Raw genomic sequence first — 12,770 nt, forward strand, 5'->3', positions numbered from 1 at the left:
TGAATGTTGACACTGCTCACTTATCGTTCCTATGCTTGTGAGCAATGTAAACATCACTGGAGGACAACAACGTGAGCTGGTCAGAGAAGGACATTCCACGGCAGGACGGCCGCGTCGCAGTCGTCACCGGCGGCAACGGGGGCCTCGGGCTCGCAACGGCGACCGCCCTGGCGAGCAAAGGGGCACATGTCGTCATCGGCGCTCGAAACATCGACAAGGCGAACGACGCCACGACGGCGATTCTCGCGCAGACCCCGAGCGCATCGATCGAGATCGTGCCGCTCGACCTCTCATCGCAGGAATCCGTGCGGGCTGCGGCAGCCCGCGTCCTCGACCAGCATGATCGCATCGACCTGCTGATCAACAACGCGGGCGTCATGGCGACGCCCGAGGGCCGAACCGTCGATGGTTTCGAGACGCAGCTCGGAACCAATCACCTCGGCCACTGGACCTGGACAGCCGACCTCCTGCCCGCGGTGCTTGCCGCCGACTCCGGTCGCGTGGTGACCGTGACCAGCGTCGCGCGCCACCAAGGCCGAAATCTCGACCCAGCCGATCCGTTCCTCGCCGGCACGTACAACGCGTGGCGCGCGTACGGGAACTCCAAACTCGCCAATCTGCACTTCGCGATCGGCCTCAACAGGCTGTTCGTCGAGGCGGGCGCTCGCGCGAAGGCGCTGTCGGGCCATCCCGGTTGGACCGATTCCGACCTGCAGACGACAACTCACCAGGCAGGTGGAGGCGGCGTCTTCGGCGCACTCGGCGGCTACACGACGCGGTTCTTCGGGATGTCGGTCCCACGCGGGGCCCTCAGCCAACTTCGCGCGGCGACTGATCCCGCGGCGGTCGGCGGGACGCTCTACGGTCCGACCTTTGCCGGCTTCGGGTCACCCGTCCGACGCCCGATGATCCGTCCGGGCACCGACGAAGGGATCCGGCGGCTGTGGGCGGTGTCGGAGGAACTGACGGGCGTGCCGATGGCCGTCGCCCACGCGCGATGACCTCGCCGATTGTTCTCATCGCCCCGGCGATGGCGATCGGGTCGGGCTTCTACAGACCAGTGACAGAGGCGTTCGCGACCCACGGATGGGATGCGCGCGCACTCGGCCGTCGAGGGTTCGAGCGTGATCAGCCGCGGGCCGGACGTGCAGCGGACTGGAGTTATGACGACGAGATAGGCGACATCGAGGCAGCTGTTGCGGTGGTCCGAAGGGAGAACCCCGACCGCCCGGTCATCCTGCTCGGCCACAGTCTCGGCGCACAATTGGCGGCGGGCCACGAGCTGACCCGGACTCCCGTGGAGGGCGTGGTGACCGTCGGCGGCGCCTATCCGTTCTACCGGCACTTCCCGCACGGCGGTCTGCCGATCGCGTTCATGGCCGGCGTGATCGTCCCGGTCGCCACTGCATTGTTCGGGCACCTCCCGAAGCCCGCCTTCGGGGGACCCGGCGCGCGGACGCTGATGCGTGAATGGTCACGGATGGTCCTCACCGGCACACCTCCGTTCGACGTGCCGAGGCAGATCGACACCCCGGCGCTGGTCATCAGCCTCGACCACGATCGACTGTCGCCGACGACCGCCGTCGACGATCTCGCCGGTCGCCTGTTCACACCGACAGCCGTCACACGATGGCACTACCGCGACCAGGACGTACCCGACGGTGCGTCGAACGATCACATCAACTGGGTCCGCTCACCGCAGCACGTCGTCGACCGCATCGTCGACTGGTGGGCACAACATGAGGAACGCCGATGAACTCGAACACCGTGAAAGACCTCGGAAGCAAACTGATGAACCGCGGTCACGGACTGATCCTGGCGGTCAGCGGCGGCCGACTGCTGTCGACCCCGTTCGGCATGCCGACCGTGGAACTCCACACGGTCGGACGGAAGTCCGGCCTCCCTCGATCATGTTTCCTCACCAGCCCCGTTCACGACGCCGAACGGATCGTCCTGGTGGCATCGAAGGGCGGCGACGATCGCCATCCCGACTGGTATCGCAATCTGCAGGCGACTCCCGACGCCGAGATCGTCGTCAACGGCGTGACCCGCCCCGTGACTGCTCGGACCGCCACCCCGGACGAGAAGGCGCGGCTCTGGCCGCAGATCGTGGCCGCATACGGCGGCTACGCGTCGTACCAGAAGCGCACCTCCCGCGACATCCCGGTGGTTATCTGCGAGACTCGCTGATCGTTTCGTTCGCCGATCCGCGCCAGTGGCGGATCTCGAGTGCGATTCCGATGTTGAGCGCATTCTCGCCGAGCGGGCGGGGGAGGAGTTCGTCCGCTCGCTTGATCCGGCGGAGCAGCGTGTTTCGGTGAGTGAACAACGTCTGGGCAGCGCGCGACGCGTTGCACTCGGCGCGAAGGTACTCCCGCACCGCTGCTCGAACATCCGGATGGCTGTTCTCGAGCGGACCGAGGGTGTGCGAGACGAACCGGTCGGCGCGGTCCGGCGATGCGGTTGCCAGCAGGACGCCTTCCACGTCGTCGAAGGTCGCGACGGCGTGGTCGGTGTCCATCCGGGCCATCATCCGCTGAGTGCTCACGGCGTCGAGGTGCGACGTCCGGAAGCCGTCGATGCCCGTACCTGTCGAGCCGATCGCGACGTGCCGCCGGTTGCCGATGGCCAGAGCTGACTCGACGTCGTGGAGTCGGTCGCGGTTGACGGATGCGAACCACGCCCACACTGCTCCCGGACTCGCCACCACGCGCACGGTCCGAGTGGCACCCAGATGAGCAGCGAGAGTGTCGGCGGTGTGTTCGAGTTCGGACAGCCGAGGCGACGGTGCTGTCGTCCACACGACGATCGCGGTGTGCGGTTGCTCGAATCGATATCCCAGCAACCGTTCGGCCGCAGGCACGTCCACGGCGCCGCCGTCGACGATCAACGACACCGCGTCGAGTCGCGCGGTGTCTCGGCCTCGTACGACGTGTTCACGCTCGACGGCGATCTGCGCGGTCAGCGCCTCGATCGTCGCGTCGACGAACGTTCCGATGAGCTCGGCGGACACGTCGAGCATGTCCCGTAGGTCGTCCGTGTCGGACGTGAGGCCGAACGCGATCTTCATCCATCGACGCCACGCGACGTTCTGGCCCAATCGGTACGCCTCGCCGCTGGCGTCGGTGTGCCCGCGCGCGACCATCAGGCGCGCGGTCTCCTGGATGTTGTCGATGAACGGCGGAACGGGCACACCGGGAGCGTCGACGTTGGCCGTCGCCCAGCGAGTGAGCATGGCGTGGGTGTTGCGGACTGTCAGGGCACGCAGCGCGGGGTCGTCGGCTACCGGTCGCGTGTCGGGCGCCTGGAACGCGGCCTCATCGATCTCGTCGAACCAATCGGGCGGTGCGTCGATCACCGCCTGCGCGGCTCGACGGATCAGGTCTTTCACTGCAGGCGTGCACTCGGAGGAGTCCATTGCCCGAGACTATCCGCTGCAGAGTGCACTCACATGAAGGTGCTCTGGTGCGAATGCACCTACCGATGTGAACGAGGAGTGAAGACCATGAGAAGCACATCACAGCGCGACGCCGCGGGAGGCCCTCATGACCACACGACTGTCCACCGACACCTCGACGACCTCGCAGGCGCCTGTTCGACTGCCTGACGGTCCGCGCTTCAGTCCTCGCGCGCAGATCCGGTTCGTCACCGACCGGCCGCGATCGTTGGCCGAACTCGCCGAGCGTTACGGGCCGACGTTCACCATGCCCCTGCTGAGCTTCGGGCGGACCGTCGTGATCACCGAGCCCACGATGTTCGACGAACTGTTCCACGTCCCGTCCGACGTCGCGGGCGGGATCGAACCGAGTCTCGACGTCATGTTCGGATCCGGGTCGATCTTCGGCAAACAGACCTCCGAACACCGCCGGGACCGGAAACTGCTCACCCCACCGTTCCACGGGCGCAGCCTTCGGGACTTCGAGTCGATCGCGGAGGAGGAGACCCGCAAGGAGATCGCCACCTGGCCGACCGGGAAGCACTTTCCGACGCACCCGTCGACGATGAGCATCACGCTGAACATCATCCTGCGGGCGGTGTTCGGGGCCGAGGGCGCCGAGTTCGATGAACTCCGGGACCTCATGCCCAGGTGGATCAGATTCGGCGCGACGATCTTCGCAATCCGTCCGCTGCAGTGGGATTGGGGTCCGTTGAGCCCGTGGCGCCGTCACCTCGCCATGCGGAAGCATTTCGATGAGATTCTGGAGCGGCTCATCCGCAGGGCCGAATCCGACCTGGATTTCGATACCAGGACCGACGTCCTGTCGCTCCTGCTCCGAGCCCGGTACGACGACGGGTCGGCGATGACACACGAGGAGATCGGTGATGAGCTCGTGACGCTTCTCGCCGCGGGTCACGAGACGACGGCTACGTCGCTCGCGTGGGCGTTCGAACGGTTGAGCCGCAATCCTCACGTTCTGCAGAGGCTCGTCGCTGAGATCGAGGACGGCGGGTCGTCCTATCTGCAGGCCACCATTCACGAGGTGATGCGCTCGCGCACCGTGATCGACGGGACCGTGCGAACGGTGCGCGCCGATCGAATGGCGCTCGGCGAGTGGGTGATCCCGCACGGTATGAACGTGTACGTTGCGGCGTCTGTCGCGCACAACGATCCGCGAAACTTTCCGCGACCCGACGAGTTCATGCCCGAACGTTTTCTCGGCCGCATGCCCGACACCTATGCGTGGGTGCCCTTCGGCGGCGGAAATCGGCGCTGTATCGGGGCGTCGTTCGCAAACATGGAGATGGCGGTGATCCTGCGAACCGTGTTGAGCGAGTTCCGTGTGCTGCCGACCACCGAACGGGCAGAACGGGTGGTGTTCCGCGGGCTGCCGTTCGCACCGGGCCGCGGCGGCCGGGTGACGGTGGTCCGATGAGCCATGTGATCACCCAATCGTGCTGCAACGACGCCGGGTGCGTCGCGGCGTGTCCGGTGAACTGCATTCATCCCACACCCGACGAACCGGCCTTCGCGACCGCCGACATGTTGTACGTCGACCCGGCCACCTGCATCGACTGCGGCGCGTGCGTTCCGGAGTGCCCGGTGGACGCGATCGTTCATGCCGACGCTCTCCGCCCGAATCAGCAGGTGTTCGTCGACATCAACGCCGCGTACTATCGCGATCACGATGTGCGGGACGGACTCGTTCCGTTCCGACCCGCGCCGCCGACTCGTGTCCATTCGCCGGCCCGAGTCGCCGTCGTGGGCGCGGGACCTGCGGGGTTGTACGCGGCCGCAGAGCTGCTCACCGAGCCGAACGTGCACGTCGACGTCATCGAGCGATTGCCGACGCCACTGGGCTTGATCCGTGCCGGTGTCGCGCCCGATCACCCGTCTACCAAGAAAGCCGGCGACGTTCTCGACTCGACCACGTCGTCACCGCGATTCCGGTACCTGCTCGGGATCGATGTCGGCGTGCACGTGACTCCCGACGACCTCTCGTCGTCGTACGACGCGGTCGTGTTCGCGCACGGCGCGCCGGTGTCGAAGACGGTCGGAGTCCCCGGCGAGGACCGTGCCGGATACATCGGTTCCGGTGATTTCGTCGCCTGGTACAACGGTCATCCCGACGCCGCAGGTCTCGCCGTCGATCTGTCCGCTGACCGCGCGGTGGTGATCGGCAACGGGAACGTCGCGCTCGACGTCGCACGCGTTCTCCTCGCCGACCCCGACGCGCTCGCGACCACCGACATCGCCGATCACGCGCTCGATGCCCTCCGGTCGAGTGCCGTGCGAGAAGTCGTCATCCTCGGACGACGCGGCCCGGCGAACGCCGCGTTCACCGTCGGCGAGGTCGCCGCATTGGTCGACCTTCCAGCAGACATCGTCGTCGGCGATCCAGTCGGCGACGAGTCGGACGCCGACAACTCGGCGGTCGCGCTCTTGCGCACCCTCGTCGACACTCGAACGCGCAGCCACGACCGCCGCCTCGTGTTCCGTTTCGACACGACTCCCCGGGCCGTCCTGGGTGATCGGTCGGTGACCGGTCTCGAAGTGGACCACGACGGATCCGCGGACGTGATCGAGACCGGACTCATCATCGGAGCGGTCGGTTTCCGGGGTGCCCAGCTGGACGGACTCCCATTCGACTCGGGGGCCGGAACAGTTCCTCATCGGGACGGCCGCGTGGTCGACGCCGAATCGGGCGAGATAGTCGCCGGGCAGTACGTCGCGGGGTGGATCAAGCGTGGTGCGCGCGGTGGAATCGGCGCCAATCGGCGATGCGCCGAAGAGACGGCGCGATCGGTGATCGACGACTTGGCGACGCGCACCGATCGACGCGTGGGCAACGATGTCGTCGCCCTGGCCGAACGCAATGGCGCGTGTGTCATCGACGCTGACGGCTGGCGTCGCATCGACGCCGCTGAGCGAACTGCGGGCAGTGCGGAAGGGCGTCCGCGCATCAAGATCGCCGACGTCTCGGACCTCTTGGCCGTCGGCGCCGAAGTGGCACTCCGGTGAGATCACTCATTCGTCCTGGTCGGGGATCACACGACGCTCACAACGGGACACGCCGGGCGCCCGATCCTGTCTGGGCCAATTCGTCGTCCGGATTGAGCAGACCGCACGCCTTCATCGACAAGCAGCCGCAGCCGATGCATCCGGTGAGCTCCTTCTCGAGCTTCTCGATGCCCAACCTGCGCTGTTCGAGTGTCGTCTTCCATCGGCGTGACGCCCGTTGCCAGTCCTCGTGGCTCGGCCTGGTGTCGAGTGGGACCTCGGCGAAGGCGTCTTGAACGTCCGAGAGTGGAATGCCGAGACGCTTCGCCACGGACACCAGCGCTACTCGCCGCAGCATGTGGCGCGGGTAGCGGCGCTGGTTGCCTGCCGTTCGTTGTGACGCGATCAGGTCGAGCGACTCGTAGTAGTGGAGTGCGGACACTGCGACGCCGGTACGGCGACTCATCTCGCCGACGGTGAGGAGTTCGTCCGGCTCGTGGTGCGTGACGCCCGTGTGGTCCATGTCTCCACTGTAGCCGTTGACCTCAAGTGCACTTGAGGTCATAGCGTGGCGAACGTACCTCTTCGAAAGGACGTCGACATGACCGACTACACGCTGCCCGAACTCCCGTACGACTACGACGCACTCGCGCCGCACATCTCCGGCAAGATCATGGAACTGCATCACTCCAAGCACCACGCGAATTACGTGGCCGGACTGAACACCACTCTCGAGAAGTTGGCCGAGGCACGTGACTCGGGGAATTTCGGTGCGATCGTCGGTCTGGAGAAGACTCTCGCGTTCAACCTCGGCGGTCACATCAACCACTCCATCTTCTGGAAGAACCTCTCGCCAGACGGTGGTGACAAGCCGATCGGTGAGCTGGCGGCTGCCATCGACGAGAACTTCGGATCGTTCGACAAGTTCCGAGCGCACTTCGAGCAGACGGCACTCACCATTCAGGGGTCGGGTTGGGCGATCCTCGCGTGGGACACGCTCGGTGGCAAACTGCACATCGTTCAGCTGTACGACCAGCAGAGCAACATCCCGGCCACGCTTGTCCCGATCATTCAGCTCGACATGTGGGAGCACGCCTTCTACCTCGACTACCTGAACGTGAAGGGCGACTTCGTCAAGGCGTTCTGGAACATCGCGAACTGGGCCGACGCGCAAGAGCGGTTCGACGCGGCGATCACGCCCGGACGCCTGGTCTTCTGAACCGATGGGATCGGACACGAACCTGTACGACGCATTCGCGACGTATGGCAGCGGAGTCTGTCTGGTGACCGTCCGAGACGGAGGCGACGACGCGTTATTTGTCGCCGCATCCGTGCTGACGGCGTCGGTGGATCCGTTCGCGCTGGCCGTCTCGGTCGGGGGGACGCGGCCCGGACTCGCCGCTATCAGCAAGGGTGGGCCATGGACGGTATCCGTGCTCGCTGCAGGTCATCTGGAACTGGTCCGTCGTCTCACGGCGAAGACCACGAACGCCGAACGCCTTGCCGCGTTGCGCGCTGCCGGGGCCGAGAGGTCGCCGGACGGGACACTGCACATGCCGGACGCGCTTGCGACGTTCTCATGCGTGACGGCGTCGACAACGCCCGTGAACGACCAGGTCCTCGTTGTCGGCAGTGTGGTCCGAGGTGTGCTGGGGGCGGGCCACGTGCCTCTTCTGCGGTGGGACCACGAGTTTCACACGGTCGCAGGCGGCGCCGAACGGAAGCTGTCGGCCTAGCCGAACACGCCTAGCCGATCACGCCCAGTCGATCACCGCGGTCGGAGGCCGTCGGCGACCAATGATGCGAACAGCGCGAGGAGTTCGTCCACGTCGTGCCGATAGCGTCCGACGTGCCAACTCAGGCTCAGGACCCCGTTGACCGCCGCCCACAGCAGGGTGGCGGTCAAGTCGGGGTCGAGATCGGCTCGGGCGGTGCCGTCGGCGACTCCATCGCGGATCGCGTCCGCAAGTTTGCCGTTCTGCTCGTCAGTGAGATCGGCGATCCGCTCCAACGCTTCCGGGACGTCCGGCGGCGACGCCAGCAGACGGAACTGGTGCGGTCGCTCGGCGGCGAAGGCGGCATACGCCGCGGCCGCGCCCATCACACGCTCTTCAGCCGTTCCCGGACGGGCGTAAGCGGCGTCCATGTACTCGCGGTTCGCGGCGAGTGCTCGTTCGGCGACCGCGAGCAGAAGTGCGTCACGAGTACCGACGCGGTTGTAGATGGTCTGCAGCGCGACGTCCGCCCGATTGGACACCGCGGGCAGGGTCACTGCGTCGAGTCCTCCGTCGTCGAGGAGGGTCTCGGCCGCGTCGATGATCGCTTCACGCGTCGCCGTGCGCTTGCGCATCTGGCGGGACGGGGACTTCTCGTCGGGCACCGGGCCTCCTCTCGACGACTGCATTCTGTCACGCGACCCGAACTGTCAGTCGCGCCGGGAGCTGATCCAGCCGGTTTCGCTCGCAAGCGCCGCAACTTCGGGAATCGTGTTGCCGCGGAAGCCGATTCGATCAACGATCGGTCGGACCAGACCGGGAATCCGTGCGAACAGCGAATTGCTCTTCGGTGCGACGATCAACGGCTTCCGTCGTTCGATGCCGTCGACGATCGTGGCCACCACCTCGTCCAACGGAATCATCTTCCAGAGTCCGGACGTGTTGCCGCCCCAGAGGCGCCGACCTGCGGGGTCGGCGTGGACGTCGTCCATCATCGGGGTCTCGAAGAACGTCGGATGTGCACTGCCGACGTCCACGCCGTGGTGGCGGAGTTCGAGTCGAGTGGCGTCGGCCAATGCCCAGACTCCGGCCTTGCTCGCCACATACGGACCGTTGAGCGGTGAATGGACGAACGCCGCCATCGAGGAGATGCCGAGCAGATACCCGCGCTGACGCTTCACGTGAGGGACCGCGGCGCGGAACGTTCGCCACACGCCGGTCAGATTGATGTCGACGACTCGCTCGAACGCTGTCGGGTCGAGAGTCTCGATCGATGCCATCGATCCGACGCCGGCATTGGCGATGACGACGTCGATTCGGCCGAAGTGCTCGGCCGCCTCATCGACGGCGGTCTGGATGCTTGTCAGGTCCCGGACGTCGACGGTCCAGGCCCGCGCCACGGAGTCGGGGCCGAACGACGTCGCCTGATCCTGCACTGCCTCTGCGTGGAGGTCGAGGAGGGCGAGATTGGCTCCGCGTGCGTGGAGTTCGGTGGCGAGTGCGGCGCCGAGGCCGCCGGTGGATCCGGTGAGGACGACAGTGCGTCCGCTGAGTTCGTATCGAGTCATCAGAAGTTCCGATCGGTGTCAGGCGAGGGGGACGGTGCGGGTGAGGAAGTCGAGCTGTTCGGTCACGTTGCGCTCGAACCAGTCGCCGACGTAGATGTCGAAGTGGCCGGCGTCGTACAGCTTGATCTCGGCGTTCGGCGCCTTGGCGACGTGCTTCTGCGTAGGTTTCGGGGGAGCGACGGTGTCGCGTTCGCAGATCACCACGTGCAGCGGGCACGTGATGTCCTTCGCCTTGCGTCCGGGGAACTCGCGGGGGATCTGCAGGGCGATGCGAGCGGCCACGTCCTTCGGGTAGCTCGCTCCCTCCGGAATGAGGGCTTGCACGCCGGCGGCGGCGTCGGGCGAGGTCATCAGCGCGGTCGAGCCGGGTGCTCCGTACGTCGGGATCATGATCGGACCCTTGCCCAGGCGAGAGGCGATCACATCGCGGACGGCCCGCGCGGTGACCTTTGCGCTGACGAGTGGCGACATCGTGAGGCCTGAGGCGAGACCGTCGGTGAAGGGGCACTGTGCCATTGCCGCCACGATCCGCTTGTCGTCGGCGGCTGTCACGATCGTGTGACCGCCGCTGAACGACGTGCCCCACACGACTACGCGGTCGGGGTCGATCTCCGGGAGGCTGCGGGCGTAGGAGACGGCGGCTTTCCAGTCGGCGCGTTGGCTGGCGACGTCGAGCAGCTGGCGTGGCTCGCCGCCGCTCGCGCCGAAGTATCGGTAGTCGAAGACGAGGCAGGCGTAGCCGGCTGCGGAGAAACGATCAGCGAATGCGTCGAGCCGTTCCTCGCGGACGCCGCCCAGACCGTGGGCCATCACGATGATCGGTCCCGGGGCGGTCGGCGAGTACCCCGCGGGTAGGTAGAGCCATGCCGCGCACTGGGCACCGCCGGATGCGAAAGTGACGTCGGTGCGGGGTGCTGGCGTCTGGTCAGGGGTCATTCAGGTCTCCTCCGGGAGCGTTGGTGAGACCAGAATATAGATTGAGAACTAAAATTGGAAGACCATCTAAAAATTGGATCAGCTCGAACTGTTGAGTCTGTCTGCATCCCAGGTGATCCTGTGGTTCTGATCGGTGGGCCACGCCTCGATCCCGGGTGTGAGGAGCAACTGTTCGACAACCGCTGCGCTCGCTCCGATGTATGTCGATCGGTGGCACCAGCTCCCGACCGTGCCTGGCTGGTGGAGGTGAACGTCAGCGGTTGTCCATGACGTGTCCGGCGCGATGGAGAGCAGGTCGTCGGCAGTCCAGCCTCGTGGTGTGCGCTCAGATGCGATCATTGCCTGATCTTACGGAGGAAGAGCGTGCGGCGAAGCGGTCAAACACGCGAAAACCTGTGTGGCCAGCGGATATTCGGCGCTTGCGGTGTGATCTCGGCGTACACTGGGACCCCCGAGACGTCAGGAGAACATGATGACCACACCATCGCGTTCAGCGGTTTTCCGTAGTGCTGCAGTCGTGGTCGCGGTCACCGCCACCGTGGCCGTCGGCGGAGTCGCGGGCCAAGCGTCTGCCGACGTCAAACCGGGCGCTTACACATCCACGACGTTGTCTGGCGGTGCCGTTCTGCTCAAGCGTGACGGTCGCGTGCAAGGCCACGACCTCGTCTTGATCGGCCGCTACCGGATCCACCCGATGGGCCGCGGCAGCTACTACGTCGACTTCTTTCCGGGCCATCGCGTGATCATGAATCCTGACGGGCGCGGAGGCTACCGTGGACCGGCATACCTCGGCGGCGCGGTCATCGGATCGTTCGTCCTCACCCCGAAGCGATGACCGACGCTCGGGTATGGAACCGGTAGCCACCAAGCGCCGCAGGCAACCGGCGCCGCCGACGGTGTTGTTCGAGGATCTGACCTCCCCGAACCGGCAGCCCGCCAGGCAGTGGCTGACGCTGTTCGATGACGAGGTCGAGCCGACTGTGATCGAAGTTGAACGACCCCTGCGTGTGGTCTGGTCGTCGCTGTGGACCAGGCGACCTGACCTGCAGGTCGCGTTCGACTTGCTCGACGTCGACGGCGAAACCGACCTGCGGTGGACGTTGTTCGCGCAGAGTCCCGTTCCCGACTCTCATCTCCGACACGTCTGCCAACGCATCGGGACGCTCATCAACGCGAACCTTCGGTACACCTACGGGCAGTAGCCTCTCCTGCGGTTGAGGCGAGCACGGCCTTTCCTCTGCTGCTTCGACTCGCGCAACGAGCGGGGGAGTCCGTCGTCCGACCGTTTGAGTTGCTCGAGAACGGTGCTACTGTTTCCTATATGGAAACAGTAGGGGGAGCGTCCGACCGCGACGACGCACGACGAATGATCCAGTGGGCGCTCGAGTCGGAGAAGTCGACTCGCAACCCGCCGCTGCCGTGGGTGTTCTTCGTCGTCCAGGCGACGCTCCTCACCGTGGCGTGTTGGGCTCAGGTCCTTCCTCACGACATCGGAAAGGCCGTGACCGTCGTCTGCCTGGTCGGCGTCGTCGGCGTCGGGATTCGGAGGGTGTATGGGAGGCCCGGTTACGGCTACGTGCGGCCGGACGCGCGGCAGTCAGCACCCTATGTCGTTGCGATGTGTGTTCTGGCCGGAACCCCCGCAGCTCTCGCAATCGGGCTCGAGCGGCCGTGGCTGTGGCTTGTCGCGGGCGCGCTCGCTGGTGCGACGACTCTTGACATGGGCCGCCGGTACCGCGCGAGGTTCGGCCATGCATGAGCCGAGGTTCGATCCTGTTATCCACGCGCCGGCCCGCCTCCGGATCTGCGCGATCGCCGCTGCCTCGTCCTACGTCGAGTTCGGCGAACTGCAGACGCGGTTGGACCTGTCGAAGTCGGCCCTCAGCAAGCAGGTCGCCCAGCTGACAGAAGCCGGGTACCTCAGTGAGGAGTACGTGACGCGAGCAGGGCGTTCGCGGCTACGACTCGCTCTGACTGAGGACGGGCTCCAGGCCTACCGCGATCACGTCCGGGCACTCAAAGACATCATCGAGTCTTCGGCGCCTGTTGAGGAGCTTGAACGACCGGAGGTGTCGAGGTCTGACGCCGGGTCGGGCGTCGAGTAGATCTGCG

Annotated in this window: 16 protein-coding genes; 11 read left to right on the forward strand and 5 right to left on the reverse strand. The window is 65.9% G+C overall.

Features of this window, described 5'->3' with window-relative positions; genetic code table 11:
* Nucleotides 1-71 precede the first annotated feature (71 nt).
* From WFK36_RS07945 to WFK36_RS07955, 3 genes are read left to right on the forward strand one after another with little or no spacing between them, the layout of a single operon-like run.
* Complete coding sequence (locus tag WFK36_RS07945; RefSeq protein WP_336791239.1) at nt 72-1,001, forward strand: oxidoreductase; 930 nt, start codon at nt 72-74, stop codon at nt 999-1,001.
* Nucleotides 998-1,756: an alpha/beta fold hydrolase gene (locus WFK36_RS07950; RefSeq protein ID WP_336791240.1), complete on the forward strand. Its 759-nt coding sequence runs from the start codon at nt 998-1,000 to the stop codon at nt 1,754-1,756. The genes WFK36_RS07945 and WFK36_RS07950 overlap by 4 nt, the downstream gene beginning before the upstream one ends.
* Nucleotides 1,753-2,190, forward strand: a complete 438-nt coding sequence (locus tag WFK36_RS07955) for a nitroreductase family deazaflavin-dependent oxidoreductase (RefSeq protein ID WP_336791241.1) — start codon at nt 1,753-1,755, stop codon at nt 2,188-2,190. Before WFK36_RS07950 ends, WFK36_RS07955 begins: the two co-directional genes overlap by 4 nt.
* Here the strand turns inward: WFK36_RS07955 and WFK36_RS07960 are convergent.
* On the reverse strand, nt 2,171-3,418 hold the full coding sequence (locus tag WFK36_RS07960; protein WP_008376449.1) for a PucR family transcriptional regulator: 1,248 nt from the start codon (nt 3,416-3,418) through the stop codon (nt 2,171-2,173). The genes WFK36_RS07955 and WFK36_RS07960 overlap by 20 nt on opposite strands.
* 127 nt (nt 3,419-3,545) lie before the next feature.
* Here WFK36_RS07960 and WFK36_RS07965 point away from each other — a divergent pair, with 127 nt between their 5' ends.
* Nucleotides 3,546-4,874 (forward strand): cytochrome P450, encoded by a 1,329-nt coding sequence (locus WFK36_RS07965; RefSeq protein WP_336791242.1) that lies wholly within the window; start codon nt 3,546-3,548, stop codon nt 4,872-4,874.
* Nucleotides 4,871-6,460: an FAD-dependent oxidoreductase gene (locus WFK36_RS07970; RefSeq protein ID WP_336791243.1), complete on the forward strand. Its 1,590-nt coding sequence runs from the start codon at nt 4,871-4,873 to the stop codon at nt 6,458-6,460. Before WFK36_RS07965 ends, WFK36_RS07970 begins: the two co-directional genes overlap by 4 nt.
* A 37-nt stretch (nt 6,461-6,497) precedes the next feature.
* On the opposite strand, the gene soxR is transcribed toward WFK36_RS07970, so the two are convergent.
* Nucleotides 6,498-6,962 carry a redox-sensitive transcriptional activator SoxR gene (gene soxR / locus WFK36_RS07975; protein ID WP_008376443.1) on the reverse strand — a complete coding sequence of 155 codons (465 nt, stop codon included), beginning with the start codon at nt 6,960-6,962 and terminating at the stop codon, nt 6,498-6,500.
* A 78-nt stretch (nt 6,963-7,040) separates the two neighbouring features.
* Between soxR and WFK36_RS07980 the strand changes: the two genes are divergently transcribed.
* Nucleotides 7,041-7,658, forward strand: coding sequence for a superoxide dismutase (locus WFK36_RS07980; RefSeq protein ID WP_336791244.1), 618 nt, complete (start codon nt 7,041-7,043; stop codon nt 7,656-7,658).
* A 4-nt stretch (nt 7,659-7,662) separates the two neighbouring features.
* On the forward strand, nt 7,663-8,175 hold the full coding sequence (locus tag WFK36_RS07985; protein WP_336791245.1) for a flavin reductase family protein: 513 nt from the start codon (nt 7,663-7,665) through the stop codon (nt 8,173-8,175).
* A 32-nt stretch (nt 8,176-8,207) separates the two neighbouring features.
* Here the strand turns inward: WFK36_RS07985 and WFK36_RS07990 are convergent, their stop codons facing one another.
* Genes WFK36_RS07990 through WFK36_RS08000 form a run of 3 tightly spaced genes read right to left on the reverse strand, consistent with a single transcriptional unit; the run spans nt 8,208 to nt 10,658 of the window.
* Nucleotides 8,208-8,843, reverse strand: a complete 636-nt coding sequence (locus tag WFK36_RS07990; protein ID WP_419717475.1) for a TetR/AcrR family transcriptional regulator — start codon at nt 8,841-8,843, stop codon at nt 8,208-8,210.
* Between the two features lie 21 nt (nt 8,844-8,864).
* Nucleotides 8,865-9,722: an SDR family NAD(P)-dependent oxidoreductase gene (locus WFK36_RS07995; RefSeq protein WP_336791246.1), complete on the reverse strand. Its 858-nt coding sequence runs from the start codon at nt 9,720-9,722 to the stop codon at nt 8,865-8,867.
* A gap of 18 nt (nt 9,723-9,740) precedes the next feature.
* Nucleotides 9,741-10,658, reverse strand: coding sequence for an alpha/beta hydrolase (locus WFK36_RS08000; protein ID WP_336791247.1), 918 nt, complete (start codon nt 10,656-10,658; stop codon nt 9,741-9,743).
* Nucleotides 10,659-11,127: 469 nt separating this feature from the next.
* Between WFK36_RS08000 and WFK36_RS08005 the strand changes: the two genes are divergently transcribed.
* The 4 genes from WFK36_RS08005 to WFK36_RS08020 all read left to right on the forward strand — a co-directional run bounded on the left by WFK36_RS08005 (nt 11,128) and on the right by WFK36_RS08020 (nt 12,763).
* Nucleotides 11,128-11,493, forward strand: coding sequence for a hypothetical protein (locus WFK36_RS08005; protein WP_336791248.1), 366 nt, complete (start codon nt 11,128-11,130; stop codon nt 11,491-11,493).
* Between the two features lie 13 nt (nt 11,494-11,506).
* On the forward strand, nt 11,507-11,860 hold the full coding sequence (locus WFK36_RS08010) for a hypothetical protein (protein ID WP_336791249.1): 354 nt from the start codon (nt 11,507-11,509) through the stop codon (nt 11,858-11,860).
* A gap of 119 nt (nt 11,861-11,979) precedes the next feature.
* A complete protein-coding gene (locus WFK36_RS08015; RefSeq protein WP_336791250.1) occupies nt 11,980-12,417 on the forward strand; it encodes a hypothetical protein in 438 nt (145 codons plus the stop codon).
* Complete coding sequence (locus tag WFK36_RS08020; protein WP_008376428.1) at nt 12,410-12,763, forward strand: transcriptional regulator; 354 nt, start codon at nt 12,410-12,412, stop codon at nt 12,761-12,763. Before WFK36_RS08015 ends, WFK36_RS08020 begins: the two co-directional genes overlap by 8 nt.
* The last annotated feature ends 7 nt before the right edge of the window (nt 12,764-12,770 follow it).

The organism is Gordonia malaquae (assembly GCF_037148075.1).
GTDB classification, from domain to species: Bacteria; Actinomycetota; Actinomycetes; order Mycobacteriales; family Mycobacteriaceae; genus Gordonia; species Gordonia malaquae.

What these genes read in the sequence shown, in the direction of transcription:
- WFK36_RS07950 (WP_336791240.1), top strand. Translation starts at nt 998, where the DNA reads ATGACCTCGCCGATTGTTCTCATCGCCCCGGCGATGGCGATCGGGTCG.
- WFK36_RS07955 (WP_336791241.1), top strand. Translation starts at nt 1,753, where the DNA reads ATGAACTCGAACACCGTGAAAGACCTCGGAAGCAAACTGATGAACCGC.
- WFK36_RS07960 (WP_008376449.1), bottom strand. Translation starts at nt 3,418, where the DNA reads ATGGACTCCTCCGAGTGCACGCCTGCAGTGAAAGACCTGATCCGTCGA.
- WFK36_RS07965 (WP_336791242.1), top strand. Translation starts at nt 3,546, where the DNA reads ATGACCACACGACTGTCCACCGACACCTCGACGACCTCGCAGGCGCCT.
- WFK36_RS07970 (WP_336791243.1), top strand. Translation starts at nt 4,871, where the DNA reads ATGAGCCATGTGATCACCCAATCGTGCTGCAACGACGCCGGGTGCGTC.
- soxR (WP_008376443.1), bottom strand. Translation starts at nt 6,962, where the DNA reads ATGGACCACACGGGCGTCACGCACCACGAGCCGGACGAACTCCTCACC.
- WFK36_RS07980 (WP_336791244.1), top strand. Translation starts at nt 7,041, where the DNA reads ATGACCGACTACACGCTGCCCGAACTCCCGTACGACTACGACGCACTC.
- WFK36_RS07985 (WP_336791245.1), top strand. Translation starts at nt 7,663, where the DNA reads ATGGGATCGGACACGAACCTGTACGACGCATTCGCGACGTATGGCAGC.
- WFK36_RS07990 (WP_419717475.1), bottom strand. Translation starts at nt 8,843, where the DNA reads ATGCAGTCGTCGAGAGGAGGCCCGGTGCCCGACGAGAAGTCCCCGTCC.
- WFK36_RS07995 (WP_336791246.1), bottom strand. Translation starts at nt 9,722, where the DNA reads ATGACTCGATACGAACTCAGCGGACGCACTGTCGTCCTCACCGGATCC.
- WFK36_RS08000 (WP_336791247.1), bottom strand. Translation starts at nt 10,658, where the DNA reads ATGACCCCTGACCAGACGCCAGCACCCCGCACCGACGTCACTTTCGCA.
- WFK36_RS08005 (WP_336791248.1), top strand. Translation starts at nt 11,128, where the DNA reads ATGATGACCACACCATCGCGTTCAGCGGTTTTCCGTAGTGCTGCAGTC.
- WFK36_RS08010 (WP_336791249.1), top strand. Translation starts at nt 11,507, where the DNA reads ATGGAACCGGTAGCCACCAAGCGCCGCAGGCAACCGGCGCCGCCGACG.
- WFK36_RS08015 (WP_336791250.1), top strand. Translation starts at nt 11,980, where the DNA reads ATGGAAACAGTAGGGGGAGCGTCCGACCGCGACGACGCACGACGAATG.
- WFK36_RS08020 (WP_008376428.1), top strand. Translation starts at nt 12,410, where the DNA reads ATGCATGAGCCGAGGTTCGATCCTGTTATCCACGCGCCGGCCCGCCTC.